Origin of the sequence: Martinezella multihospitum (genome assembly GCF_900094585.1) — a bacterium.
Taxonomy (GTDB): Bacteria; Pseudomonadota; Alphaproteobacteria; order Rhizobiales; family Rhizobiaceae; genus Rhizobium; species Rhizobium multihospitium.
In genome coordinates, this window is record NZ_FMAG01000003.1 from 876,324 (window position 1) to 902,290 (window position 25,967).

Below are 25,967 nucleotides of genomic sequence, written 5' to 3' on the forward strand. Positions count from 1 at the left end.
AGAGGTCCCGACCACTTATCTCATGTTGCGGACAAGTTGTATCAATTCCGGCATCGCGTCAAACACGACTTCCGGCGAAAGCTGCTCCAGCTCTGCCCGGTAACTTGGCGAATGGGCGTGCGAACCGCCGGTAAACGCAAAGACCGTCATACCGGCCGCACGCGCTGCCGTGATTCCTGCCGGACTGTCTTCGACGACGATGCAATCCTTCGGCGGCACTCCCATTTTTTCAGCCGCATAGAGGAAAAGATCCGGTGCCGGCTTGCCGCGCTTGACCATGGTGGCGCTGAAAATATTCGGCTCCAGTTTCTCCAGAAGGCCGGTGACGCTGAGCGAGAGACGGATGCGTTCCAGCTGGCTCGATGAGGCGACGCAGCGCGGCAGCTGAAGCGCATCCAGCGTCGCGGCAATGCCGTCGATCGGCTTCAGTTCATGCTTGAAGCGCTCGTAGAGATCGTTGCGGATACGATCGAGAAATGCCTGATCGATGAAGACATCGAATTCCGTCTGCATGGTATCGACGAGCGTCGCCAGGCTTTTGCCGAGGAAGCGGCTATAGACATCCTCCTCGCTCATCTCGACGCCGACATCGTGCATCGCCTGAATGAGCACGCCGACCGACAGCGGCTCGCTGTCCACAAGCACACCATCGCAATCGAAGATTACGAGCCCTGTTCCCGCACCCGTCATCACAGATCCAACCCGAATTCTGTTGCTGTCCTGCCCGCCGGAAATGCCGGCGCGCCAATGGAAAACGGCCGGAACAGGAGAGGTCCGGCCGTTCGAAAATTATTCCGCGAGTTTGTTGTCCAAGTATAGCTGCAGGGTGACGCGGGTACCCTTTTCCCACAGCGTTTTCAGTGCATGCGCGAAGCGCTTGCGGAAGAGATCGGACTTGGCGACATCGCCGAAGATGTCGTCGAAGACCAGGAAGGCATTCGGATCGTCCTTTGCCTTGAGGGCGGCTTCATGCAGCCGGTCGGCGCTGGCATCGTTGAAGACGATCTCCTTGCCGCTATCGGTCTTGCCGGCGAAGTAGCGGCACCAGAGCGCCGAGACGAGCGCGAGGCCGACGATATCCTCGCCGCGACGGAGGCGATCGGCCGTCGACGGCAGGATGAACTTCGGCTGGCGATTCGAGCCGTCCTGAGCGAGACGCGGAATGGTGTCGGCAATCTTCGGATTGGCGAAGCGGTGCTCGATCAGCTTGAAGTAATCCGCAAGCACCGTATTCGGTACTGGCGGGATGACGGGGATGATCTCGTCGTTTTCGAGCTTGGCGAGGAAGGCGCGGATCAGCGGCTCTTCCATGGCTTCATGCACGAAATGGATGTCCATCAGCGCCGCCGGATAGGCGATCGCCGCATGGCCGCCATTGAGGATGCGAATCTTCATGTGCTCGTAAGGGGTGACGTCGGGCACGAAGGTGACGCCGACCTTTTCAAGCGGCGGACGGCCCGCCGGGAAATTGTCCTCCAGCACCCATTGCTTGAACTCTTCGCAATAGACGGGCCAGTTGTCCTCGATGTCGAAAACGTCCTTCAGGAGGTCGATTTCGCGTGCACCCGTTGCCGGCGTGATGCGGTCGACCATGCCGTTCGGGAAGGCGACATTGGCGGCGATCCAGTCGGCAAAGGCCGGATCGGAAAGCCGCGCCGTGCCGACGACAGCAGCTTTGGTCACACCGCCATTGTGCGGAATGTTGTCGCAGGACATGACGGTGAAGGGTTGCAGGCCGGCAGCGCGTCGTGCCTTGAGGCCGGCGACGATCAGGCCGAACACCGTCTTCGGCGCATCCGGGTGCTGCCCGTCAGCTGATATCGCGGGATGAGCGGGATTGAACTTGCCAGAGGCGTCGATGAAGTAGCCGCCCTCGGTGATCGTCATCGAAACGATGCGGATCGTCGGGTCGGCGAGCTTGGCGATGATGGCCTTGGCATCGCCGACCGGCAGGATGTCGATCATGGGCGCGGTGACGCGCGCAGCCGTGCGATTATTATCCTGCTCGACGACGGTGGTCAGGAAGTCCTGGGCAGCCAGCTTCTCGCGCATGGCCGCATCCGACGGCAATACGCCGGCACCGATGATCGCCCAGTCATGGGCCTCGCCGGTATTGAAAAGGTCATCGAGATAGATGGCCTGATGGGCACGATGGAAATTGCCGACACCGAAATGCACGATGCCCGCCGAAAGCGACTTCCGGTCATAAGCAGGAATGGCCGCCTTTGCAGCCGCCTCCTGGAGAGTTGCGAGCGATAATTTGCACGTCATGTCTCTGGTCCTTTTGAAGGTCTCTGGCTTCGGACGGCTCGGGAAAGCCGCACCGGCTGGTATGCTTGCCGGTCCGCGAAGATCGCTGGCTGCTGACCGGGAAAAATGCATTGGCAGTGCGCCTCGATCGCGCACCGCCTTAGCTCTTTAGGCCGAGATCGCCAGCCCCTCGGCATTGAATCTGTGAATATGCGTCTTGTCCGGCGTCAGATACACGGTCTCTCCAGCCCGGGCGGGGAAATCCCCGGAGCCGCGCGCCGTCACCATGCCGATGCCGTCGACGTCGATGTGCAGGAAGGTGTCGGAACCGAGATGTTCGGCGACAGTCACCTTGCCCTGCCAGTCGCCCGACGTGGTCGACAGCAGCACATGCTCCGGCCTGACGCCGATCGTGTCGGCACCGAGGCTCTGCGCATAGGCCCCTTTGACGAAGTTCATCTTCGGCGAACCGATGAAGCCGGCGACGAAAAGGTTGCGCGGACTGCGATAGAGCTCCAGCGGCGAGCCTACCTGCTCAATATTGCCGCGGTTGAGCACGACGATCTTGTCGGCCATGGTCATGGCTTCGACCTGATCGTGCGTCACGTAGATCATCGTCGTCTTCAGCTGCTGGTGCAGTTCACTGATCTCGAGGCGCATGTTGACGCGCAGCGCCGCATCAAGGTTCGACAAAGGCTCGTCGAACAGGAAGGCCGCGGGCTGGCGCACGATGGCGCGGCCGATCGCAACACGCTGGCGCTGACCGCCGGAAAGCTGACGCGGCTTGCGCTCCAGATAATCAGTCAGATTGAGGACGCGCGCGGCATCCGCGACCTTCTTGTCGATCTCCGCCTGTGGCATGTTCGCCATCTTCAGCGGAAAGGCGATGTTCTTGCGCACGCTCATATGCGGATAGAGCGCATAGGACTGGAACACCATGGCAAGGCCGCGGTCGGATGGCTTGAGATTAGTGCCATCCTTGCCGTCGATCATGATCTGGCCGCCGGAGACATCTTCGAGGCCGGCGATCAGGCGCAGCAGCGTGGACTTGCCACAGCCGGAGGGGCCGACGAAGACGACGAACTCGCCGTTGTCGATCTCCAGATCGATGGAAGGAATGACCTTGGCTTCGCCGAAGACCTTGGAGACTTTTTTGAGAACAATGCTACCCATGTTTCTCTTCCTTACTTAACCGCGCCGAAGGTCAGGCCGCGAACGAGTTGCTTCTGGCTGAACCAGCCGAGGATCAGGATCGGAGCGATCGCCATGGTCGATGCCGCAGAAAGCTTCGCATAGAACAGGCCTTCCGGGCTGGAATAGGAGGCGATGAAGGTGCTCAGCGGCGCCGCGTCGACGGCGGAGAGGTTGAGCGTCCAGAAGGCCTCGTTCCAGGCGAGGATGATGTTGAGCAGCATCGTTGAGGCAAGGCCGGGGATCGCCATCGGCGTCAGCACATAGATGATCTCTTTGGCAAGCGTCGCCCCGTCCATGCGGGCGGCTTCGAGGATCTCGCCGGGGATTTCCTTGAAGTAGGTGTAGAGCATCCAGACGATGATCGGCAGGTTGATGAGCATCAGCACGACGACCATGCCCACGCGGCTGGCGAACTGGTTGTTGAGAAGGCCGAAGCTCTGGAACAGCAGGTAGATCGGGATGAAGGCGCCGACCGGCGGCATCATCTTCGTCGACAGCATCCACATCAGGACGTCCTTGGTCCGCTTGGTCGGCGAGAATGCCATGGCCCAGGCGGCAGGCACCGCAACGAGCAGACCGAGAATGGTCGAACCGAAAGCGATGATCACCGAGTTGCCGAAGTGGAGGAAGTAATCCGAACGCGACTGCACCTCGAAATAGTTCTCCAGCGTCCAATGGAAGAAGAGGAACTGCGGCGGCGAGGCAATCGCATCGCCTTCCGTCTTGAAGCTCGTCAGGATGGTCCACAGGATCGGGAAGAAAATGAGGATTGCCACGATCCAGGCGGCGATCGACACGACGATCTTGCGTTGCGTGGTGACTTTGCGTGCCATCTCAAGCCTCCAGATTCTTGCCGACTGCGCGCATCAGGAAGATCGCGACGATATTGGCGAGGATAACGGCGATGATGCCGCCCGCCGATGCGCCGCCGACATCCTGCGACAGAACGATCTGCGAATAGACCAGATAAGTGAGGTTCGTCGTCGCCGTGCCCGGTCCGCCATTGGTGGTGACGAGGATTTCGGCGAAAGCGGAGAGCAGGAAGATCGTCTCGATCAGGATCACCACGGTAATGGCACGCGCCAGGTGTGGCAGGGTGATGTAAATGAACTTCGAAACCGGACCGGCGCCATCCATTTCGGCGGCTTCCTTCTGCTCCTCGTCCAGCGACTGCAGAGCGGTCAGCAGGATGAGGGTGGCGAAAGGCAGCCACTGCCAGGCGACGATGATGATGATCGACAGGAGTGGAACCGTCTCCAGCCAGGTCAGCGGATCAAGCCCGAAGAACCGGAAGAGATGCGCCAGGAGCCCGTTCACCGGGTTCATGAACATATGCTTCCAGATGAGGGCTGCGACCGTCGGCATCACGAAGAAGGGCGCAAGCACCAGCATGCGCACGATGCCCTGGCCGAAGATCGGCTGATCAAGAAGGAGAGCCAGCGCAATGCCGCCGACGACGGTGATCAGCAACGCACCGCCGACAAGCAGCAGCGTCACGATCAGCGAGCTCAGGAAGGCCGGATCGCTGATGAAATATTCGTAGTTCAGAAACCCGATGAAGTCATGCGAGCCGGGGTTCAGCAGATTGTAGTTCAGCGTCGAGAAATAGATCGTCATCACGAGCGGGACGATCATCCACGCAAAGAGAAGCAGAACCGATGGCGCCATCATGACGCGTGCGGTGGAACGGGTGTGCAACGTTGCCATGGCAAGTACCGACCTATCTTTTCAAAGGAGGGGTGGCCGCGGACCGGCTGAAACAAAAGGGCCGCCAAGGGCAGTTCGGCGCTCGGCGGCCTAGGGGAAAGCAGTGCTCGAGAGGGGGCGCTGCTTTCCTTAGCTTCGAAGGCCCTTACTTCGGATAGCCGGCCTTCTTCATTTCGCGTTCCGTCAGCTGCTGTGCAGCCTTCAGAGCCTGATCGACGGAGATCTGGCCGGCGAGAGCAGCGGAGAACTGCTGGCCGACAGCCGTGCCGATGCCCTGGAATTCAGGGATAGCCACGAACTGGACGCCGACATAGGGAACCGGCTTGACGGTCGGATGCGTCGGGTCAGCCGAGTTGATCGAGTCGAGCGTCATCTTGGCGAAAGGCGCTGCCTTCTGGTAGTCCGCATTCGCATAGAGCGACGTACGGGTGCCGGGAGGTGCATTCAGCCAGCCTTCCTTCTGTGCGACCAGGTTGGTGTAGTCCTTGCTGGTTGCCCAGGAGATGAACTTCTCGGCAGCTTCGGTCTTCTTCGAGGAAGCCGGGATGGCGAGGTTCCATGCCCAGAGCCAGTTGCCGCGCTTGCCGAGGCCCTTGTCCGGCGCCAAAGCGAAGCCGACCTTGTCGGCGACCTTCGATTCCTTCGGATCGGAAACGAAGGAGGCTGCAACCGTGGCGTCGATCCACATGCCGCACTTGCCGGACTGGAACAGGGCCAGGTTCTCATTGAAGCCGTTGGAGGAGGCTCCCGGAGGGCCGGCGTCCTTCATGAGCTTGACGTAGAAGTCGAGCGTGTCCTTCCATTCCGGCTGGTCGAACTGTGCCTTCCACTTCTCATCGAACCAGCGGGCGCCGAACGAATTCGACATCGCCGTCAGGAAGGCCATGTTTTCGCCCCAGCCCGCCTTGCCGCGAAGGCAGATGCCGTAGACTTCATGGTCCTTGTCGGTAATCTTGCGGGCAGCGTCACCGATGAAGTCCCAGGTCGGGGCATCAGGCATCTTCAGGCCGGCCTTGTCGAACAGGTCCTTGCGGTACATCACCATCGAGCTTTCGCCGTAGAACGGTGCCGCATAGAGCTTGCCGTCGGTCGTCAGACCGCTGCGGATGGCCGGGAGAAGGTCATCCACATCGTAGTTTTTATCGGCGGAAAGCTTGTCGAGCGAGGCAAGCCAGCCGAGCTTGCTCCAGATCGGCACTTCATAGGTGCCGATGGTCAGCACGTCGTACTGGCCGGCCTTGGTAGCGATGTCGGTCGTAACCTTCTGGCGCAATACGTTTTCTTCAAGCGTGACCCACTGCAGGTCGATACCGGGGTTCTTGGCTTTGAAATCGTCCGTAAGCTTCTGCATACGGACCATGTCGCCATTGTTAACCGTCGCAATCGTGAGGGTTTCGGCGGACGCCAGGCCGGCAAACATCAGAGCCGAGCAGGCGCCCAGCAGTAAAGTTTTCAATTTCATATCTTCCTCCCAGAAGATTAAAAATGAGCATTCGCTTTGCTCGTGGGCAATTACTCACTTCTTGCGACAAAATGTCAATGCAGATTCGTTGCTGCATTGCCGAGCAAGCAACCTATCCTTTTGTTTCTATGAGTTAAATTTTTTGCTCACACCTTGAGCAAAAATTCGGCAACTGCCTCGTCGGTAATCAAACCATTGATCTGCTGACCGACGACGGCGGCCTTGATTGCCTGGAATTTGCGCCGGCCCTTGGCGATTCCGATGACGCTGCAGGTATCGCGCGACGGCAAGGGGGCACTGGCGACGCGCTCATTGACATCGTCGGGCATGAGCTTGCCATCGCCGTCGAAAACCCAGCCGCAGATCTCGCCGGCAGCGCCCCGGTCCATCAATGCCAGCATCTCGTCCCTCTCGAGAAAGCCATCGAGACAGAGCGGTGCTTCCACCCCCATCTCGCCGATGCCGACGAAGGTCACGTCGGCCTGGGCACTGATATCGAGCGTCGAGCGCACCAAGGCCTGTGCATGCAAGAGCTCGCGTTCCTCCGCGGAAGACACCAGCACCGGCAGCGGCATCGGAAAGTGCCGCGCCTTGACGACGTCGGCCATGCTGAAGATGACGTTGTAATAGGCGGCCGAACCGTCCGGGCCGATATTGCCCGTCAGCGACACCACCCGATGCTGTAGACATTCGATCGCCGGTAGTTGGTCGACCGCAGCCTTCAGCGTGCGGCCCGTGCCGATCGCCAGCACGATGGGATCGGGGCGCCGTAGCCAGCGCTCGATTTCGGCGGCGCCCGCTTCGGCGATGCCAATGGTGGAGGATGTGCTGTCCGGATCGCTCGGCACGATATCGACATGCCGCAAGTTGAACTTCTTCTTGAGTTCCGCTGCATATTCCAGACAGGCGGCGATCGGGTGATCCAGCCGGACCTTGATCAGCCGTTCAGCGACGGCCAGCGACACCAGCCGCTGAGCCGACTGCCGTGATATTCCCATCGCGACGGCGATTTCATCCTGCGTGCGGCCGGCGACGTAGTAGAGCCATCCGGCCCGCGCCGCATCATCAAGCCGCCCCTGGGAATCCAGCTTCTTCGCCATCGCCTTCCTTTACCGAAACAGCGCCCTTGCCCGCGATGATCCGGACTATCCGTGCCGGATCATTCAGTCCGGATCACTCAGCTTCCGGCGGGATGACACCTTTGGTCAAGGTGAAACAGCCGTAGAAGCGGCGCTCGCCGGTCTGAATGACGCAAAAGGCATCTTTGGCACGCTCGTAGAAGGCAAAACGCTCGACCGGCATCAGCGGCCAATGCTTGCCTTCGGCCTTGTCGATCACCGCCTGAACCTCCTGCTGGACCTGCGGCACCTCCTCTGGAGAACCCACAACTTCCATTCGTGTCGCCGCATCGTCGATGAAGGTATCCAGCGGCATCAGCGACAATATAGCCGCGACCGCATCGGCAGCAGGCACGTTATCGATGCGCAGCACCTCGCCCAGGACCGTCTGGCTCGCAATGGCCTCCGCCGGGAAATTCGTGTCGACGACGACAAGCATGTCGCCATGCCCCATCGACTTCAGCGCATAGAGCACGTCCGCATTCAACAGCGGCGAAATTCCCTTCAGCATGAACGATCCTCCGATAGCCTATGGCGGCCACTTCGCGGCCGCTGCGTTCTCCGCGCAAACAAGTAACCATCGCATTCCTGTCTGTCCATAGGCGCCGGGAACGTTTTCGGCGGGTAGTCCATCCATGAACTGTGCATCCCGCCGCGGCTTATTTCAGCCGTTATTGACCCGATAGGTTCGTCGGCATTAACTGAAGTACGTTCAACGGTTGAGAGGTGCAGGTGCGCATTCTTGTGGTGGAGGACGACGACACGATCGGCAGCGCGGTTCGCGACCATATCGCGGCGGGGCCTCATGCCGTCGATTGGGTGAAGAGCCTGACCGATGCGGAGGAGGTTACCAGCGCCGTGCAATACGGCCTCATCCTGCTGGATCTGCAGCTTCCGGATGGCAGTGGCATCGATTTCTTGAAGCGGCTGCGCCGCAAACCCGACGAAACGCCCGTCATCATCCTGACAGCTCGCGATCAGATCTCCGACCGCATCGAAGGCCTGAACAGCGGCGCCGACGATTATCTCGTCAAGCCGTTCAATCTTGGCGAACTGACGGCGCGTATCCTGGCGGTCGCCCGCCGTTATGCCGGCAGTCCACAGCCGACGCTCCGGTTTGACGACCTCGAAATCGACCAGCCGCAGCGCCGCGTCAAGCTGGCGGGCAAGGACGTGATCCTGACGGGACGAGAATGGGCCGTGCTCGACCTGCTGATTACGCGGCCGGGCGCTATCGTCTCCAAGGACAAGATAGAGGAAGCGCTTTACGCCTTCGGCTCCGAAATCGAGAGCAACACGGTGGAGGTCTATGTCAGTCGCCTGCGCAAGAAGATCGGCAAGGACCGCATAAGGACGGCCCGCGGCGTCGGCTATTGCCTGGGTGAGCGATGACCGAAGGCAAAGAGCCAAGCCGTGCCAGCATCACCCGGCGCCTGATCACCGCGCTGACCGGCACTGTCGTCGTCTTCTGGCTGATTGCGGTCGGCATCGGCGTCTATGTCGTCAACAAGGAACTTTCAGAAACCTTCGACGGCGCATTGCAGGAAACCGCCGAGCGTCTGCTGCCGCTGGTGCTCGACGATCTCGCCAACCGCAACCATTCCGGCGATCCTCAGAGCCTGGAAGAGCTCAACAAGGGGCTGAACCGTGAATATCTGACCTATCAGGTGCTCGATGGGAACGGCAAGGTCATCCTGCATTCCCACGATGCCCCGGCAACGGCTTATGACGTGCCGCTGAAAATCGGCTTCCACAACACGGCGCGATACCGCATCTATACCGAATCCTCGGCCGACGGCACGATCTTCCTGCACGTCGCCGATGCCTTCAAGAATCGCCGCGAGGCATCGCGCGAAAGTGGCGTTGCCCTGCTCTGGCCGCTGCTGGCCCTCATTCCCGCCAGCATAATCGCCATCGGCGTCATCGTCGGCCGATCGCTGCGGCCGATCGACCGTCTGCGCTCTGAGATCGCCACCAAGGATGGCGGCAACATGGCGCCGCTTGTGAGCGAGACGCTGCCGCTCGAACTGCAGCCGATCGCCCGCTCCGTCAATCTGCTGCTGGAGCGCCTGCGCCTGGCGCTGGAAGCCGAACGCGAATTCACCGCCAATAGCGCCCATGAGCTGCGCACCCCGATTGCGGGCGCTCTTGCGCAGACCCAAAGGCTGATCGCCGAACTGCCGCAGGGGCAATTGACGGAACGCGCAGGCCGCATCGAGACGTCGCTCTCCAATCTCGGCCGGCTGGCGGAAAAGCTGCTACAGCTTTCCCGCGCCCAGGCCGGGATCGGCGCGGGTGACAAACCCGCCGATCTCGTGGCCGTCATCGAAACCGTCATCGGCGATTATGACCGCGATACCGGCACCGCTGGCCGCGTCCTGCTGGAGGACGAAACGGCAGAGAAACTGATGCGTAATGTCGATATTGATGCCTTTGCGATCGTCATGCGCAATCTGATCGAAAATGCCTTGATCCATGGGCCCGTGGATGACGAAGTGACCGTCCGGATCGATGACCGCACCGTGCGCGTCATCAATGGCGGCGCCGTGCTTTCAACAAATGACCTCGCCGGACTGAAGAAGCGCTTCTGGCGCGGCAAGACGAAAGCGGCGGGCTCCGGCCTCGGACTTTCGATCGTCGAGCGCATCGTCGGCCAGATCGGCGGGCATCTCGATCTACTGTCCCCGGCGACCGGCAGGACCGATGGCTTTGAAGCCAGGATCACCCTGCCGTCCGGCTGATGACGCGCTACCCGTCAGGGATTGGTCTCGCAGAGGATTGATCTTGCAAAGACCGGCAAAGGGTGCGAGCAAGTGCGCCATGTTTCCAGCAGGTCGGTATCCATGATCGTTTCCTTCGACATTGGCGGCAGCGCCATCAAAGGCGGCATTGCCCGCTCCATGACGGATATCGTGCCGCTGATGCGGCGCCCGACGCCCAGGCACGATTTCGCCGAATTCGTCGCTGCCCTGCGCGAGGTGATTGCCGAAGCCGGCGAGAAGCCGGATTGCCTCTCTTTCTCTATCGCCGGCGTCGTCGATCCCGATACGCAGGCGCTCACCTGCGCCAATATTCCCTGCATTCACGGCCGGCATCTTGCCGCCGATCTGGAAGCGGAACTCGGCTATCCCGTGCTGATCGCCAATGATGCCGATTGCTTCGCCATGGCCGAGGCCATGTCCGGCGCGGGCCGTGGCCATCGTATCGTCTTCGGCGCCATTCTCGGCACCGGCGTCGGCGGCGGCCTGGTCGCGGATGGCCGGCTGGTCAATGCTGCCGGCGGCTTTGCCGGGGAATGGGGCCACGGCCCGATCATCGCGTCCTCCGCCGGCAATCCGCCGGTCGCCATTCCCGCTTATGCCTGCGGCTGCGGCCAGAAGGGTTGCGTCGACACCGTCGGCGGCGCACGCGGCATCGAACGCCTGCACAAGACGCTTCATGGGCTGGAACTCTCCAGCGAGGAGATCATCGGCCAGTGGCTCAAGGGCGAAGACCGTGCCGAACGCACGATCGATGTGATGGTGGATCTGGTCGCCTCGCCGCTTGCCCTCACCGTCAACATAACCGGCGCGACCATCGTGCCGGTCGGCGGCGGCCTTTCCAATGTCGAACCGCTCCTGGCCCGTCTGGACGAGGCGGTACGCACCCGCATCCTGCGCAAGTTCGGCCGGCCGCTCGTGGTGCCCAGTGAGTGCAAGCTGGAACCGGGCCTCATCGGCGCCGCCCTGCTGGGCCTGCAATATGCCGGAGAGCGCCCCCATGCTGCTTGAGGTCTGCGTCGAGGACATTGCCGGCCTCAAGGCCGCCGTCGAAGGCGGCGGCGATCGCATCGAACTTTGCAGCGCGCTTCCTCTCGGCGGGCTGACGCCGAGTGCCGGGCTGATGGCCGCAGCGGCGAGAATGCCCGTCCCGGCCTATGCCATTATCCGACCGCGTGCCGGCAGCTTCGTCTATTCAGCCGATGAGCTCGATATCATGAAGCGCGACATCGATGCGGCACGAGCTGCCGGCTTGCCGGGCGTCGTGCTCGGCGCTTCCCAGCCGGACGGCCAACTGGATATTGACGCACTCACCACCCTCACCGCCCATGCGGAAGGTCTCGGCAAGACGCTGCACCGCGCCTTCGATCTCGTGCCCGACGTCGAGGAAGCCGTCGATGCCGCTATCTCGCTCGGCTTCGAGCGCATCCTGACCTCCGGCGGCGCAAGGACCGCGGCCGAAGGTGTTGCCATGCTCGAACGGGCGATTACAGCCGCCGCCGGCCGCATCTCCATCATGCCCGGCTCCGGCGTGACTGTGGCGACCGTCGACCAGCTATGGCCGCGGCTTGACATCAGCGAGATCCACGCCTCCTGCTCCGCAACCGCCTCCGAGACGGATGAGCGCGTCATTGCCCTCGGCTTCTCGGCACCATCGGTCCGCCGCACGGATGCTGCCACCGTCCGGGCACTCAAGGCGTATTTCGCCTAGAGCAGACTGCACCGGGATGTGCAACGGCTCTGCGACAAGGACCGCGAAAAGCCGGAAGCCCGGACCGCGGGAACCGGATGCGGAAGATTGCAATCTGCTTTGAGCAACATCATGAATTGACAAAGAAACATTAGAATGATCAATCGTTCATAAACGCATATGCTGTAGCCATGAACGGGCTGCGCAACATACAGTTATTGCAGCAAGCGTGTTTCCTCGGGAGTAGCTGTGATCTGAATCATGTCGGTGGCGCCACCTCGCAAGAAAAGCAGGGCTGTCTTTTGGATTGCAGCTGTTGTCATCGGTTCGATCATCCTGGCAACCGCGCTCCTTGCCAACGATATGCGCAATCTAAGAGCGCTGGATAGCCGCTATCATCTCAATCTGTTTCCGAAGCCGGAACAACACGCCGCAGCACCCGCCGCACCTGCACAGGGACAGCAGCCGGTCCATGCGGCCGCGCCTCCAGCGGCGTCGCCGACGACATCGGCACCCGCAGCCAGGAACGTCCGCGTCAAGCCGGCGAGCGTCACCGCCAAGCCGTCCATCAAGAAAAGATCCCATCTGCTCGACGAGCCCGTCGATGCGCTTCTGAGTGCCTTCGTGCGCAGCTGGCGCATATCCGGCGAGACGCTTTGTGCCGATCTCGCGAAGTTCGGCCTGCCCGTCGGGGAGTGGCGGCAAAGCGAATTGGGCGCGGGCACGTCGGAATGCAGCTATGCCATCCAGAAGGGCGCCTATGGCGATGCGAAGGCAGCATCCTTCTTCATCATCGCCCGCGGCAAACCATCAGGCGAAATCGAAACCATCCGCATCAAGGTCATCATGCCGGACAATGACGACGGCAAGGCGATCGCCGGCACCTTCGTCGACACCGTCGTCCTGTTGCTGAACGAGACGCACTGGCTGGATTTTCAGGCGGCGCTCGATGCGATCGGCAGATTGCAGGACGTGACGCTGCAGGCTTTCGGCGCCAAGCTCAGCTTCTTCAAGGAATTCCAGGGCAACAACAATTTCAACCTTCAGCTGGAATTGCGCAGAACCGCGCCGGAACAGATCCGTACCGCGATCGTCTTCGACAAGGCGCGCTGGACATTGCCCTCTCCGCCATCGACCAACTAAACGCGGCAGCCCTAACATTTGAGCATTCCGGTTTTTGTTGCGCTGCGCCATGGATGGTGCTCATATAGGCAACGATTCCGAAGGTCGGCGGATCACCGGCCGCCAGCACCATGTCTCCCGAGAGCACGAGGCGGTTTCCGAAGGGATTCATGCAAATCGTCAAACGCGCCGGTCCCCGGCCGGGCGTTGGAAAGCCATTTCATTTCATGGATTCGATAGATCCCAATCCGCAGGGCCAGACTTTTGCGGTCGAACGCAACCCCCGCCTGCGCTACATCATCCCCGCCGTGGTCGCCGTCGCCTTCCTGATGGAACAGCTGGATTCGACCATCCTCATCACCGCCGTTCCGGATATCGCCAAGAGCCTCGATACGACGCCAGTGCGCATGAATCTGGCTGTCACGACCTATATTCTCACGCTTGCCATGTTCATTCCGGTGAGCGGCTGGTTCGCTGATCGTTTCGGCGCCCGGCGCATCTTCGCGCTTTCCCTCTTCATCTTCACGATCGGCTCGATTCTCTGCGGCCTGGCGACCAGTCTGCCGATGCTCATCGCCACGCGTGCGCTGCAGGGCTTCGGTGGCGCGATGATGACGCCGGTCGGGCGCCTTATCCTCATCCGCAGTTTCCCGCGCAGCCAGCTCGTGACCGCCATGACCTACATGACCCTGCCCGCCGTCATCGGGCCGGTGATCGGCCCGGTGCTCGGCGGCTTCCTGACGACCTATCTTTCCTGGCGCTGGATCTTCTGGGTGAACCTGCCCTTCGGCCTGATCGGCATGGCCATGGCGCTGCGCTATGTCGAAGATACCGAACGCGACGAGACCATCAAATTCGATTTTCCCGGCTTCGTCATGGTCGGTCTCGGCTGCGTGTTGCTGCAATATGGCATCGAGAATATCGGCCGCCCTGCAATTCCGGTCTGGGCCATCTTCCTCACACTTGCCGCCGCCGGCCTGCTGCTGGCCGGCTTCATCCGCTATGCAAGAACGGCAGAATCTCCAGCCGTGGATCTTACGCTCTTCAAGCTGCGCACCTTCCGCATCGGCACGCTTGCCGGCGGCATCTGCCGCGTCGGGCTGAATGGGGTGCCCTTCCTGCTGCCGCTGATGCTGCAGGTCGGCTTCGGCTTGAGTCCGATCGTCTCGGGCACATTGACCTTCGTCAGCGCCTTGAGCGCACTCGCAGTACGCCCGGTCTCGGCAAAGCTGCTGAAGCTTTACGGCTTCGATCGCATGCTGACCTGGAGCGCCGTGTTCGGCGCTGCCGTCGTCGCCGGCTTCGCGCTGATCACCCCCGACACGCCGCACTGGTTCATCATCGTCTACGTCTTCATCTTCGGGCTGGCACGGGCCGGACAGTTCATGACGTCAAACACTCTGTCCTATTCCGATACGCCGGCGGCTCAGCTCAGCCGCGCGACCAGTCTTGGCGGCGTACTGCAGCAATTGAGCGTCAGCTTCGGCGTTTCCGTCGCCGCCATGCTGCTCGGGCTGGTGACTTTGGATGGATCGCCCCTGACGCCGGACAAGTTCCATCTGGCGTTCCTGCTGATGTCGGTCATTCCGCTGCTCGGCATACCCGGCTTCCTGAAGCTGCGGCCGGAAGACGGCGCGCAAGTGAGCGGCCATCAGCGGCAGTCGAAAAAGCAGACGTAGGGGCTAAGCCGCAAGCGCCGAGGCGCGCGGATGGACGAGATGATCGCGAAGCACCGCGCCGGAGCGGTCGACTTCCTGCATCAGCACGTCGTAGCTCCAGAGATCGGCCAGATGCTGCAACACGCGCTTGGCATCCATATCGTCAAGCATCGCGCCGTTCAGCACCGTATGCTTGACCAGCAGCCGCCTGTCGCCGGCAAGATCGACATCGACGATCTCGATATGCGGATCGATCCAGCCGACATCATATTGCCGCGACAGCTCGCGGCGGATGCGCCGGTAGCCGCGCTCATCATGAATGGCGGCAACCCTCAACCCCTCTTCCTCCTCCGGATCGTCGGTCAGCTGGAACATGCGCATCTTGCGCATCAGATGCGGGCTGAGGAACTGCGCCACGAAACTCTCGTCACGATAATTGGCCCACAGATCGCGCAACACCGCCATGGCATCGCCGGTGCCGGCAATTTCGGGGAACCATTGGCGATCTTCCTCCTCCGGCTTCGTCACGATGCGCTCGATATCCTGCATCATGGCAAAACCGACCGCGTAAGGATTGAGGCCGGAATAGCGGGGATCGTTGAAAGTCGGCTGGAAAACCACGTTGGTATGCGATTTCAGGAATTCCAGAAAATCGCCGTCACCGATGCCGCCGAGCTCGTGCAGCCGCGTCATGATACGATAGTGCACATAGGTCGCGGTGCCCTCGTTCATCACCTTGGTCTGGCTCTGCGGATAGAAATACTGTGCGACATGCCGCACGATGCGGATGATCTCGCGCTGCCAGGGCTTCAGGCGCGGCGCCATTTTTTCCAGGAAATAGAGGATGTTCTCCTGCGGCAGGCCCGCCAGCGAACGCCGACGTTCCAGATCGAGGTCGAGGGTCTTCTTGCCATGTCCAGCTGGGACCGTGCGCCAGAGATCGTTGAAGATCTTCTCGTCATATTCGCGCCGTTCGCGCTCGCGCTTTTCCTCGTCGCGCAGATCCGGCGTCTTCTTGCCGGCATAGCGATGAACTCCATGCGACATCAGTGCATGCGCGGCATCCAGCGTGCGCTCGACGGCGGCGTGGCCATAGCGCTCCTCGCAGCGCGCGATATAGCTCTTGGCGAAATTGAGATAGTCGAGAATGCCTTCGGCATCGGTCCAGAGCTTGAAGAGGTAATTGTTCTTGAAGAAATGATTGTGGCCGAAGGCGGCATGCGCGATGACCAGCGCCTGCATCGTCGCGCTATTCTCCTCCATCAGATAGGAGATGCAGGGCGAGCTGTTGATGACGATCTCATAGGCGAGCCCGCGCAAGCCCTTGCGGTAGAAGGCCTCGTGATGGGCGAAATGCTTGCCGAAGGACCAGTGCTTGTAAAAGAGCGGCATGCCGATCGAGGAATAGACGTCGAGCATCTGCTCGGCAGTGATGATCTCGATCTGGTTGGGATAGACATCGAGCCCGAGTTCGTTGACGGCGATCTTCTCGCAGGCATCGTGAATTCGCTGAATGGTGGCGAAATCCCAGTCCGCGCCTTCGAAAAGCCGCTCCATCGATGCCTTCTTTGCCATTATCCGCTCCTTGTTTCCGCCGTCCTGCGCTGGAAGAGATCGTGGAAGACCGGGTAGATCTGGCTGCGATCGCTGACACGCCGCATGGAAAGCACCGGCCATCCTGCCTGCATCCGCTCGTAGAGCGACCAGATCGCCGAGCCGGAAGAGATCGCGACGCTGCGCGATTCCCCCACTTCGAGATAGGCGAAATATTGGCAGACGGGCAGGATCTCGCTCGTCATCAGCGCTGCCGTCGTCGCATTGTCGGAATAGGCGTTGTCGCCGTCCGACGCCTGGGCGGCGTAGATATTCCAGTCGGACGCCGGGAAGCGGTCCCGCACGATCCGCCGCATGGCCTCGAGCGCGCTCGAAACCTGCGTGCCACCGGTCGCCGGGCTGCGGAAGAAGGTCTCCTCGTCCACCTCTTCCGCTACGTCGGTATGGCGGATGAAGACGATCTCGACGCGGCGGTATTGCCGGGTCAGGAAGATGTAGAGCAGCATGTAGAAGCGCTTGGCGAGGTCCTTCATGTGCTCCGTCATCGAGCCGGAGACATCCATCAGGCAGAACATGACGGCTTGCGCCACCGGCTTCGGCTCGTTCTCGAAACGGCGATAGCGAATATCGATCGGATCGATATAGGGAATGCGCCGGACCTTCGATTCCAGCCTTTTGATCTCATCTTCGAGCTGTGCGCGGCGCTTCTCGTCCGTGCACTCCTCGGCCTCCTCGATCAGCTTTTCGACCGTTTCCGGCTTCGGGCGATGCAGCGCGACGCGGCGCATCATGGCAAGCCGCATCGTGCGGTTGATGGCAAGATTGGCGGGCGATCCCGTGACCGAATAGCCTGAGCGCACCGGATTGATCTGGTCCGCCGACATCAGGCGGCGCTTGGCGAGATCGGGCAATTCGAGATCGTCGAGGAAGAGATCGAGGAATTCGTCTCGCGTCAGGATGAAGCGGAAGGCATCCTCGCCGGTCCCATCGCCGCCGGCGCGCGGCTTGCCACCACCGCTTTCGGGGCGCGGCAGGATGTCGCCCTCTATGAAGTCCTTGTTACCGGGAAGAATATGTTCCTTCAGGCCCTCTGGGCCGCGATGGAACCGAGGCTCCTCGGTTCCATCTAGGGGAATGCTGATTTCGCCACCCTTCAGAATATCCTGAATGTCGCGATTTTGAGAGGTTTCATAGACCGCTCTCTGCACCAGCGCTTTTGCTCTTCGCAAAAATCGTTGACGATTTTCTAGACTTTTTCCGCCTGGGTTCAGGCGTCTGTCAACAATGTGCATTCCTTCTTCCTTGGTGGCTCATCCCGCCTGTTTCACACGCATGTACCATTCCACAAGCCGCCGAACCTGGCGCTCGGTATAACCCCGCGCCGTCATGCGCTCGACGAATTCGCCATGTTTCTTCTCCGTCTCGCCGTCCTTCTTGGATCCGAACGAGATGACGGGCAAAAGGTCCTCGACCTGAGAGAACATCCGCTTTTCGATGACTTCACGGATCTTCTCGTAGCTCGTCCAGGACGGGTTCTTGCCGCCGTGGCTCGCCCGTGCCCGCAGGCAGAACTTGACCACCTCGTTGCGGAAGTCCTTCGGATTGGCGATGCCTGCCGGCTTTTCGATCTTGGTGAGCTCCTGGTTCAGAAGCTCGCGGTCGAGAAGCTGGCCGGTATCCGGATCCTTGAAATCGACATCCTCGATCCAGGCGTCGGCATAGTCGACGTAGCGATCGAAAAGGTTCTGGCCGTAATCCGCGTAGGATTCCAGATAGGCCTTCTGGATCTCGTTGCCGATGAACTCCGCATAGCGTGGCCCGAGTTCGCTCTTGATAAACTCGATATAGAGCTTCTCGGTTTCAAGCGGCAGCTGTTCCCGGCGGATTGCCTGCTCCAGCATGTACATCAGATGCACCGGATCGGCGCCGACCTCGGTCGTATCGTAGTTGAAGGTCGCCGCCAGCACCTTGAAGGCAAAACGGGTGGAGGCTCCATCCATGCCCTCGTCGACACCGGCCGTGTCACGATATTCCTGCACGCTGCGCGCTCTCGGATCGGTCTCCTTCAGGCTCTCGCCGTCATAGACCCGAAGCTTGGAGAAGGCGGTCGAATTCTCGTGCTTGGAAAGCCGCGTCAGAACCGTGAAGCGGGCGAGCGTCTCCAGGGTCGACGGCGCGCAGGGCGCGTCGCTGAGCTCGGATTCCTCAATCAGCTTCTCATAGATCTTCTGCTCTTCGGTGACCCGCAGGCAATAAGGCACTTTCACGACGCAGATGCGGTCGATGAATGCCTCATTGTTCTTGTTGGCCTTGAATGTCTGCCATTCCGACTCGTTTGAATGCGCCAGGATGATGCCGGAGAAGGGTATCGCACCGATGTTTTCCGTACCGATGTAGTTGCCTTCCTGCGTCGCCGTCAGCAGCGGATGCAGCATCTTGATCGGCGCCTTGAACATTTCGACGAATTCGAGAATGCCCTGGTTGGCGCGGTTCAATGCACCGGAGTAGCTGTAGGCATCCGGATCGTTTTGCGCGAGACTTTCGAGCTTGCGGATATCCACCTTGCCGACCAGCGAGGAGATGTCCTGGTTGTTCTCGTCGCCCGGCTCCGTCTTGGCGACGGCGATTTGCCGCAGCCTGGAGGGCTGTATCCGAACGACCTTGAAGCGGGAAATATCGCCCTCGAACTCCTCAAGGCGCTTGAGGCACCACGGGCTCATGAGCCCGGTCAGGCGCCTGCGCGGAATGCCGTAGCGTTCCTCGATCATCGGTCCCATGGTGACGGGATCGAACAGGCTGAGCGGACTTTCGAAGACCGGGCTCAGCTCGTTGCCGGCCTTGAGCACATGGATCGGATGGACTTCCATCAACGATTTCAGCCGCTCCGCAAGCGAGGACTTGCCGCCGCCGACCGGTCCGAGCAGATAGAGGATCTGCTTGCGCTCCTCCAGCCCCTGGGCCGCATGGCGGAAGAAGGCGACGATGCGTTCGATCGTCTCTTCCATGCCGAAAAAGCCCGAAAAAGCCGGATAAGTCCGGATGGTCCGGTTCATGAAAATACGCCCAAGCCTTGTATCCTTGGCCGTATCGATCAGCAGTGGTTCGCCCATGGCTGCCAGCAGCCGCTCTGCCGCATTTGCGTACATGAGCGGATCGTCCCGGCACGCTTCCAGGTATTCTGAGAATGACATCTCGACTTCGCGCCGTGCTTCAAAAGTACGGGCGAACGTGTTGAACAGAACATCGTTGTTTAACATGGCGCCTCGATAGCTTGCTATTGCAATAAACGCCGGCTTTTACGAGATCACTTTATCCCGCTGTATCTAAAGTGCGGTATGACTCGCTTCGAATCAATAGGTGATCTGTCAATAATTCGTACGCCTGATTCCAAATGTCATCAATATCTTGATGGGGTCATGCACCGAATTAATGAAACGCAACCCTAGGATTGTTGCGGTCATGCACCACACGCAATGAGCTATGCAACCTCAGTCAACACATCGCCCGCGTATTCTTGCAAATACACGATCTCGGCGAAGAATTGGTCGAAGCCAGCGTCAAGCTTCATTGTCCGCATGATTGGGGAGAAAAGATGGTGCCCAGAGCCGGAATCGAACCAGCGACACGCGGATTTTCAATCCGCTGCTCTACCAACTGAGCTATCTGGGCATCCGAGCTTCGCGTCGAGGGAAGAGCCTTGAGAGGCGCTGGGCGGTTGGTTCGCCCCGGAAGCGAGCGGGGTTATAGCATCTTGTTCGGCCATGTCCAGCCGCAAATGACTCTTTTTTGACAGGAAATCGAATTTTGGCAATTCACGAACAAAATGAAGGGGTTCGTAAGGTCGAACCCTTTTGGAAAAGCGCATTCAGTCCTGGTCGGAACCGTCAGCCTTCGTCTCGTCCTCGGTGACGGGGATGGCGTAGGAGCCGTTGAGCCACCGCGAGAGATCGACGGAGCGGCAGCGATCCGAGCAGAAGGGATAATGCTCACGCAATGAAGGACGGCCGCATTCCGGGCAGGGACGCGTCTTTCGCAGCGGCTCGACTTTCGAACCGACCTTGATTTCTTCAGCCTTCGTCATGACGAACTATCCTTCCTGCCATCCGGCGTGGACATCGAATCCCTCGCCCGCGAGCAGCAGCATGGTTTCATAAAGCGGCAATCCGACGACATTGGTGTAGGAACCGACGAGCTTCTGCACGAAGGAGCCGGCAAGCCCCTGAATGCCATAGGCCCCCGCCTTGCCGCGCCACTGGCCGGAGGCAAGATACATCTCGATATCGCGGCTGGAAAGCCGCTTGAAGCGCACCTTGGTTTCCACCACTTTCTGGCGGGCCTTGCGATCCGGCGTGATCAGGCAGATGCCGGTATAGACGACATGCCCGCGCCCCGAGAGCAGATGCAGCGCCGCGGACGCTTCATCCACGAACTCCGCCTTCGGCAGGATGCGCCGCCCGACGGCGACGACCGTATCGGCCGAAAGGATGTAGCTCCCCTGCCAGGCGGCATCGCTCTTGATCGCCGAAAAAGCCGCATCGCCCTTTTCAGCCGAAAGCCGCCGCGCCAGCGAGCGCGGATGCTCCGATTTCTTCGGCGTCTCGTCGATATCCATCGGCATCAGGCGCGCGGGCTCGATGCCTGACTGATGCAGGAGCTCGACGCGACGTGGCGATCCGGAGGCCAATATCAGCTTGTGTTTCAACGCCATCAGACCTCGACCTGTCATGCGGGAATGAGAACCGGCTCTAGAGCATGATGATCCAAGTTCATCAGCCCTAAAGAGCGGCTGATTACTTGAAACGGTAGGTGATGCGGCCTTTGGTCAGGTCGTAGGGGGTCATTTCCACCAGCACCTTGTCGCCGGCGAGAACGCGGATGCGGTTCTTGCGCATGCGGCCCGCGGTGTGGGCGATGATCTCGTGCTCGTTTTCCAGCTTCACGCGAAAGGTCGCGTTCGGCAGGAGTTCGGTGACGACACCGGGAAATTCGAGGACTTCTTCTTTCGGCATTAAAGCTTCTTTTCCTGTCGGTTGGGGCCGGCGCCCATGCCAAAAAAGCGGGGGTCGCCGGAAATTTGCGCGGAAACTACACAATCATCGCGGTTTTGTGAACCTCGTTGATAAGGGTTTCTGCATTTGTTTCGTTTGCGACCCTAAAGCGAACCGCGATGTTCCACCAGCCTGCTCTCGATCAGGCCGAGAAGATAGTCCCGCACCCCGCGGTAAGCATCCAGAACCTGCTCGCGCGTTCCATCCGTTGCGGAGGGGTCCATGGTCGGCCAGTAGATGACCTCGATGGCATTCGCCCGCGTCAACTCGAGCGCGGCGTGATGCGCCTCGGGCGACAGCGTGATGATGACGTCGAAGAAATCATCCTCCAGCTCTTCCAGTGTCTGCGGCTGACGGCGACCGAGCGACAGGCCGATTTCCGCAAGCACCACATCGACGAAAGGATTGCGCTCGCCGGCCCGCACGCCGGCCGATGCAATATAGGTGCCCTGCGGCAGCATGTGGCGCGCCATCGCCTCGGCCATGGGCGAGCGGATGGCGTTCAGCCCGCACATGAAGAGGATGGCGCCGGGCGCTTTGCCACTGTGCTGGACCGCATGCACCTGCTCCATGACAGTCAACCCCGCCAGTGGAGCACGCAAACGAGCGTGAAGAGCCGCCGCGCCGTATCAAAATCCACGCTGATCTTGCCGTTCAGCCGGTCCATCAGCGTCTGGGAGCCTTCGTTGTGGATGCCGCGCCGGCCCATGTCGATCGCTTCGATGCGGCTGGGGGTGGCGGAGCGAATCGCCTCGTAATAACTCTCGCAGATCATGAAATAGTCCTTCACGATCCGGCGAAACGGCGTCAGCGACAATATATGGGTGGCGACGACGCTGCCATCTTCCGTGCGGATATCGAAGACCAGCTTCTGCTCGACCAGCGAGAGATTGAGCAGATAGGGTCCGCCCTGATGCCCCACGGGCGTGAAGGTGTTTTCCTCGATCAGGTCGAAGATGGCGACGGCGCGCTCATGCTCGACATCGGGCGTCGAGCGGCCGATCGTGTCGTCGAGGACCACATCGCTCAGCCGGAAGACGCCCTTCGCCATGCCTTACCCCTCGAGATTGAGGCGGATCGCAACCGACCGCGCATGTGCATCCAGCCCTTCGGAATTGGCAAGCGCGATCGCCGCCGGCCCGAGTGCGCGAAGCTGCTCCGATCCCAGCCGGAGAATAGAGGTGCGCTTGACGAAATCCAGCACGGAAAGACCTGAGGAGAAACGCGCGGAGCGGGCCGTCGGCAGCACGTGGTTCGAGCCACCGACATAATCGCCGATCACTTCGGGCGTATGACGGCCGATGAAGATCGCTCCGGCATTGCGCACGCCTGACAACAGCGGCTCGGGATCGTCGACCGCCAGTTCCAGATGCTCGGCCGCGATGCGGTTGGCGAGTGGAATGGCTTGTCTCAGGTCGGAAACCAGGATGACAGCGCCGAAATCCCGCCAGCTCGTTGCCGCGGTCTGCGAACGGCTGAGCTGCTTCAGTTGCCGCTCGACGGCCGCTTCCACGTCCCTACCGAACTCGGCATCGTCGGTGATCAGGATCGACTGCGCGCTTTCGTCATGCTCGGCCTGTGCCAGAAGATCGGCGGCAATCCAGTCCGGATCGTTGTTCTTGTCGGCGATGACGAGCACTTCCGACGGGCCGGCGATCATGTCGATGCCGACGGTGCCGAATACATGACGCTTGGCGGCGGCCACATAGGCATTGCCGGGGCCGGTGATCTTGTAGACCGGCGCGATCGTTTCCGTGCCATAGGCAAGCGCTGCAATCGCCTGCGCGCCGCCGATACGGTAGATCTCCTCGACGCCGGCCATGCGGGCAGCCGCAAGCACGGCCGGGTTGACCGCACCCTTCATTGTGGGAACAGCGATGACGATGCGCTCGACGCCGGCGACCTTGGCCGGCACGGCATTCATCAGCACCGAGCTCGGATAGCTCGCCGTGCCGCCGGGCACATAGAGGCCGACCGCTTCGATCGCCGTCCAGCGCGACCCCAAGCCGACGCCGAGAGCGTCTTCATAGATATCATCCTTCGGCAGCTGCCGGCGGTGATGCGATTCGATGCGGGTGGCCGCGACCTTCAGCGCGCCCAGAACCTCCGCCGGAACGGCGGCAATAGCGGCATCGATTTCCGCTTCGCTGACGCGCATCGGCGTCGCGGCGAAATCGACGCCATCGAACTTTTTCGAATAGTGCGCAAGAGCCGCATCGCCCCGCGCCCGCACATCATCAATGATGCCACGCACGACGGCATTCACGTCTTCGGATACTTCCCGCTTCGTCGTCAGGAATGCGGCGAACTGCTGCTCGAACCCTTCCGACGCCTGATCCAGCCAGATAGCCAAACTGATATTTCCTTCCATCGCGGCCGCTTTCAGCGGCCAAATGCAACCGTTACAAGCCTATTCGCCGGCGTCCGGATGTCGAGGCTTATGGACCGTTTCCCATGCGCCGCCGATATCGGCAAGCTGCGCCTCGATGCATTCGACATCGAGCGCAATGGTGGCGTTGGCGGCAAGGGCAAGCTCGATCGTGCCGTCCGGCCCCTCGCCCTTCTGCTCGAAACGGATCGCCAGCAGCGACAGCACTTCATCGCGCTTGCGCCGGTCGAAGCCGTTGGAGCGCACCGCCTGCACGCGCTTGAACACCAGCGCGGAACGATGGCGTTCGTAAGGCTTGCTGCGCTGATCCGACTGTTCCCAGACGAAACGGTTGGCCGCGAGCGAAAACTGCTCCTGCTTCGGCGCATAGGACATGTCGCCGACCTTGAAGACGCTATCCTGCATATAGGCAGAGATGACATCCAGGTCTCCGGTGTCGAGTGCCATTAGCTTGAGATCGCTCATTCGTCCTTTATCCCCGATCGCGCCATTGAAACGCCCGGCAAACATTGTTGCCGGCGTTTCTCCATTCTGGACATAGGATGCGAGCGCAAAAGACGCAACCGAAGAAAGCGGGCTTGCCCGCTCTCCTGGCATCATCTGACGGAATTGAGACATGCCCGACAAAATTCTGTCGCGGCTTTGCGACAGCGGCATGCGCAAAACTTCGGAGTAGTTCCGCGATATCGCGATGCGCTTTAGTCGCTGATGCGCTCGACTACGGCGCCGCAGCGCGTCAGCTTGTCTTCCAGCCGCTCGAAACCGCGATCGAGGTGATAGATGCGCGACACCAGCGTCTCGCCTTCGGCGGCAAGGCCGGCGATGACGAGCGACACGGAAGCGCGAAGGTCGGTCGCCATCACGGGCGCGCCCTTCAGCTTCTGCACGCCTTCGACGCGGGCCGTCTGGCCGGAAAGCGAGATCTTGGCGCCGAGACGGGCGAGCTCCTGCACATGCATGAAGCGGTTTTCGAAGATGGTCTCGGTGATGTTCGAAACGCCCGACGAGCGGGTCATCAGCGCCATGAACTGCGCCTGCAGGTCGGTCGGGAAGCCGGGGAACGGATCGGTGACGACGTCGACAGGCTGGATGCCGCCGCCATTGCGCATGACGCGGATGCCGTTGTTGGTCGGCGAAACCGTGGCGCCGGCGCGGCGCAGGCTTTCGAGCGCAGTGTCGAGCAGCGCCATATCGGTATTTTCAAGCGTGACGTCACCGCCGGCCATGGCAACGGCCATGGCATAGGTGCCGGTCTCGATACGGTCGGGCAGCACGCGATGGCGGGCGCCGGAAAGAGAGGTGACACCCTCGATGGTGATCGTGCTGGTGCCGGCGCCGGAAATCTTGGCGCCCATGGCGATCAGGCAATTGGCGAGATCGACGATTTCGGGCTCGCGGGCCGCATTGCCGATGACGGTGGTGCCGCGGGCAAGCGTGGCCGCCATCATCATCACATGCGTCGCGCCGACCGAAACCTTCGGGAAGTCATAACGCGCGCCGATGAGGCCGCCCTTCGGCGCCGTGGCATTGATATAGCCGGCGTCGATTTCCATGGTGGCGCCGAGCGCCTGCAAGCCTTCGATGAAGAGATCGACCGGGCGCGTGCCTATGGCGCAGCCGCCGGGCAGCGACACGCGCGCCTGACCCTCGCGGGCAAGCAGCGGCCCGATGACCCAGAAGCTCGCGCGCATCTTGGCGACCAGTTCATAAGGCGCGGTCGTATCGACGATAGTGCGGCAGGTGAAATGGATCGTGCGCGAATAGCCGTCTTCCTGGCGCTCGCGCCGGCCGTTGACGGCGACATCGACGCCGTGATTGCCGAGGATGCGCATCAGGAGCTCGACATCGGCGAGATGCGGCACGTTTTCGAGGGTCAGGGTATCGCTTGTTAGCAGCGAGGCGATCATCAGCGGCAGGGCGGCATTCTTGGCGCCGGAGATCGGAATGATACCGTTGAGCTCATTACCGCCGACAATCCTGATACGATCCATATATGCTATACGGGCGAGGCCCGCC

At 60.9% G+C, this 25,967-nt stretch carries 25 protein-coding genes and 1 tRNA gene; 6 read left to right on the forward strand and 20 right to left on the reverse strand.

Annotated elements, in window-relative coordinates; all coding sequences use genetic code 11:
* Positions 1 to 15: 15 nt before the first annotated feature.
* From GA0061103_RS15835 to GA0061103_RS15870, 8 genes are all read right to left on the reverse strand, one after another.
* Positions 16 to 690, reverse strand: a complete 675-nt coding sequence (locus GA0061103_RS15835; protein ID WP_092712607.1) for an HAD family hydrolase — start codon at positions 688 to 690, stop codon at positions 16 to 18.
* 99 nt (positions 691 to 789) lie between these two features.
* Positions 790 to 2,271, reverse strand: a complete 1,482-nt coding sequence (locus tag GA0061103_RS15840) for a mannitol dehydrogenase family protein (RefSeq protein ID WP_092712609.1) — start codon at positions 2,269 to 2,271, stop codon at positions 790 to 792.
* A gap of 147 nt (positions 2,272 to 2,418) precedes the next feature.
* A complete protein-coding gene (locus GA0061103_RS15845) occupies positions 2,419 to 3,423 on the reverse strand; it encodes an ABC transporter ATP-binding protein (RefSeq protein WP_092712611.1) in 1,005 nt (334 codons plus the stop codon).
* Positions 3,424 to 3,434: 11 nt separating this feature from the next.
* A complete protein-coding gene (locus GA0061103_RS15850) occupies positions 3,435 to 4,277 on the reverse strand; it encodes a carbohydrate ABC transporter permease (protein ID WP_075851745.1) in 843 nt (280 codons plus the stop codon).
* 1 nt (position 4,278) lies between these two features.
* Positions 4,279 to 5,151, reverse strand: coding sequence for a carbohydrate ABC transporter permease (locus GA0061103_RS15855; RefSeq protein ID WP_092712613.1), 873 nt, complete (start codon positions 5,149 to 5,151; stop codon positions 4,279 to 4,281).
* A 145-nt stretch (positions 5,152 to 5,296) separates the two neighbouring features.
* A complete protein-coding gene (locus GA0061103_RS15860) occupies positions 5,297 to 6,613 on the reverse strand; it encodes an ABC transporter substrate-binding protein (RefSeq protein WP_092712615.1) in 1,317 nt (438 codons plus the stop codon).
* Between the two features lie 146 nt (positions 6,614 to 6,759).
* A complete protein-coding gene (locus tag GA0061103_RS15865) occupies positions 6,760 to 7,713 on the reverse strand; it encodes a sugar-binding transcriptional regulator (protein WP_092712617.1) in 954 nt (317 codons plus the stop codon).
* 73 nt (positions 7,714 to 7,786) lie between these two features.
* Positions 7,787 to 8,242, reverse strand: a complete 456-nt coding sequence (locus GA0061103_RS15870; RefSeq protein WP_092712619.1) for an RbsD/FucU family protein — start codon at positions 8,240 to 8,242, stop codon at positions 7,787 to 7,789.
* Positions 8,243 to 8,463: 221 nt separating this feature from the next.
* Between GA0061103_RS15870 and GA0061103_RS15875 the strand changes: the two genes are divergently transcribed.
* The 6 genes from GA0061103_RS15875 to GA0061103_RS15900 all read left to right on the forward strand — a co-directional run bounded on the left by GA0061103_RS15875 (position 8,464) and on the right by GA0061103_RS15900 (position 14,981).
* Complete coding sequence (locus GA0061103_RS15875; protein ID WP_092712621.1) at positions 8,464 to 9,123, forward strand: response regulator; 660 nt, start codon at positions 8,464 to 8,466, stop codon at positions 9,121 to 9,123.
* The gene (locus GA0061103_RS15880) at positions 9,120 to 10,472 is read left to right on the forward strand and encodes an ATP-binding protein (RefSeq protein ID WP_092712623.1); all 1,353 of its coding nucleotides are present in this window, start codon (positions 9,120 to 9,122) and stop codon (positions 10,470 to 10,472) included. Before GA0061103_RS15875 ends, GA0061103_RS15880 begins: the two co-directional genes overlap by 4 nt.
* A gap of 102 nt (positions 10,473 to 10,574) precedes the next feature.
* The gene (locus GA0061103_RS15885; protein ID WP_092712625.1) at positions 10,575 to 11,501 is read left to right on the forward strand and encodes an ROK family protein; all 927 of its coding nucleotides are present in this window, start codon (positions 10,575 to 10,577) and stop codon (positions 11,499 to 11,501) included.
* Positions 11,491 to 12,201, forward strand: coding sequence for a copper homeostasis protein CutC (locus GA0061103_RS15890; protein WP_092712627.1), 711 nt, complete (start codon positions 11,491 to 11,493; stop codon positions 12,199 to 12,201). Before GA0061103_RS15885 ends, GA0061103_RS15890 begins: the two co-directional genes overlap by 11 nt.
* 240 nt (positions 12,202 to 12,441) lie before the next feature.
* On the forward strand, positions 12,442 to 13,323 hold the full coding sequence (locus GA0061103_RS15895) for a DUF6030 family protein (RefSeq protein WP_092712629.1): 882 nt from the start codon (positions 12,442 to 12,444) through the stop codon (positions 13,321 to 13,323).
* A gap of 206 nt (positions 13,324 to 13,529) precedes the next feature.
* Positions 13,530 to 14,981, forward strand: coding sequence for a DHA2 family efflux MFS transporter permease subunit (locus tag GA0061103_RS15900; RefSeq protein ID WP_092712631.1), 1,452 nt, complete (start codon positions 13,530 to 13,532; stop codon positions 14,979 to 14,981).
* A gap of 3 nt (positions 14,982 to 14,984) precedes the next feature.
* Here the strand turns inward: GA0061103_RS15900 and GA0061103_RS15905 are convergent, their stop codons facing one another.
* The 12 genes from GA0061103_RS15905 to murA all read right to left on the reverse strand — a co-directional run bounded on the left by GA0061103_RS15905 (position 14,985) and on the right by murA (position 25,942).
* A complete protein-coding gene (locus GA0061103_RS15905; RefSeq protein WP_092712633.1) occupies positions 14,985 to 16,535 on the reverse strand; it encodes a SpoVR family protein in 1,551 nt (516 codons plus the stop codon).
* On the reverse strand, positions 16,535 to 17,806 hold the full coding sequence (locus GA0061103_RS15910; RefSeq protein ID WP_092712635.1) for a YeaH/YhbH family protein: 1,272 nt from the start codon (positions 17,804 to 17,806) through the stop codon (positions 16,535 to 16,537). Before GA0061103_RS15910 ends, GA0061103_RS15905 begins: the two co-directional genes overlap by 1 nt.
* A gap of 18 nt (positions 17,807 to 17,824) precedes the next feature.
* A complete protein-coding gene (locus GA0061103_RS15915; RefSeq protein ID WP_092712637.1) occupies positions 17,825 to 19,771 on the reverse strand; it encodes a PrkA family serine protein kinase in 1,947 nt (648 codons plus the stop codon).
* A gap of 336 nt (positions 19,772 to 20,107) precedes the next feature.
* Positions 20,108 to 20,183: transfer RNA gene (locus GA0061103_RS15920), tRNA-Phe, on the reverse strand.
* 196 nt (positions 20,184 to 20,379) lie between these two features.
* The gene (yacG, locus tag GA0061103_RS15925) at positions 20,380 to 20,595 is read right to left on the reverse strand and encodes a DNA gyrase inhibitor YacG (RefSeq protein WP_075851761.1); all 216 of its coding nucleotides are present in this window, start codon (positions 20,593 to 20,595) and stop codon (positions 20,380 to 20,382) included.
* A 6-nt stretch (positions 20,596 to 20,601) separates the two neighbouring features.
* Complete coding sequence (locus tag GA0061103_RS15930) at positions 20,602 to 21,222, reverse strand: Maf-like protein (RefSeq protein WP_092712639.1); 621 nt, start codon at positions 21,220 to 21,222, stop codon at positions 20,602 to 20,604.
* A gap of 82 nt (positions 21,223 to 21,304) precedes the next feature.
* Positions 21,305 to 21,523 (reverse strand): translation initiation factor IF-1, encoded by a 219-nt coding sequence (gene infA, locus GA0061103_RS15935; RefSeq protein ID WP_004117876.1) that lies wholly within the window; start codon positions 21,521 to 21,523, stop codon positions 21,305 to 21,307.
* Positions 21,524 to 21,666: 143 nt separating this feature from the next.
* Positions 21,667 to 22,134, reverse strand: coding sequence for an arsenate-mycothiol transferase ArsC (locus GA0061103_RS15940; protein WP_092712641.1), 468 nt, complete (start codon positions 22,132 to 22,134; stop codon positions 21,667 to 21,669).
* 5 nt (positions 22,135 to 22,139) lie between these two features.
* Positions 22,140 to 22,613 carry a UPF0262 family protein gene (locus tag GA0061103_RS15945; protein WP_092712643.1) on the reverse strand — a complete coding sequence of 158 codons (474 nt, stop codon included), beginning with the start codon at positions 22,611 to 22,613 and terminating at the stop codon, positions 22,140 to 22,142.
* 3 nt (positions 22,614 to 22,616) lie between these two features.
* Positions 22,617 to 23,915 carry a histidinol dehydrogenase gene (gene hisD, locus GA0061103_RS15950; protein ID WP_092712846.1) on the reverse strand — a complete coding sequence of 433 codons (1,299 nt, stop codon included), beginning with the start codon at positions 23,913 to 23,915 and terminating at the stop codon, positions 22,617 to 22,619.
* Positions 23,916 to 23,972: 57 nt separating this feature from the next.
* Positions 23,973 to 24,416 carry a DUF2948 family protein gene (locus GA0061103_RS15955; protein ID WP_092712848.1) on the reverse strand — a complete coding sequence of 148 codons (444 nt, stop codon included), beginning with the start codon at positions 24,414 to 24,416 and terminating at the stop codon, positions 23,973 to 23,975.
* 233 nt (positions 24,417 to 24,649) lie between these two features.
* On the reverse strand, positions 24,650 to 25,942 hold the full coding sequence (murA, locus tag GA0061103_RS15960; RefSeq protein ID WP_092712645.1) for a UDP-N-acetylglucosamine 1-carboxyvinyltransferase: 1,293 nt from the start codon (positions 25,940 to 25,942) through the stop codon (positions 24,650 to 24,652).
* Between the last annotated feature and the right edge of the window lie 25 nt (positions 25,943 to 25,967).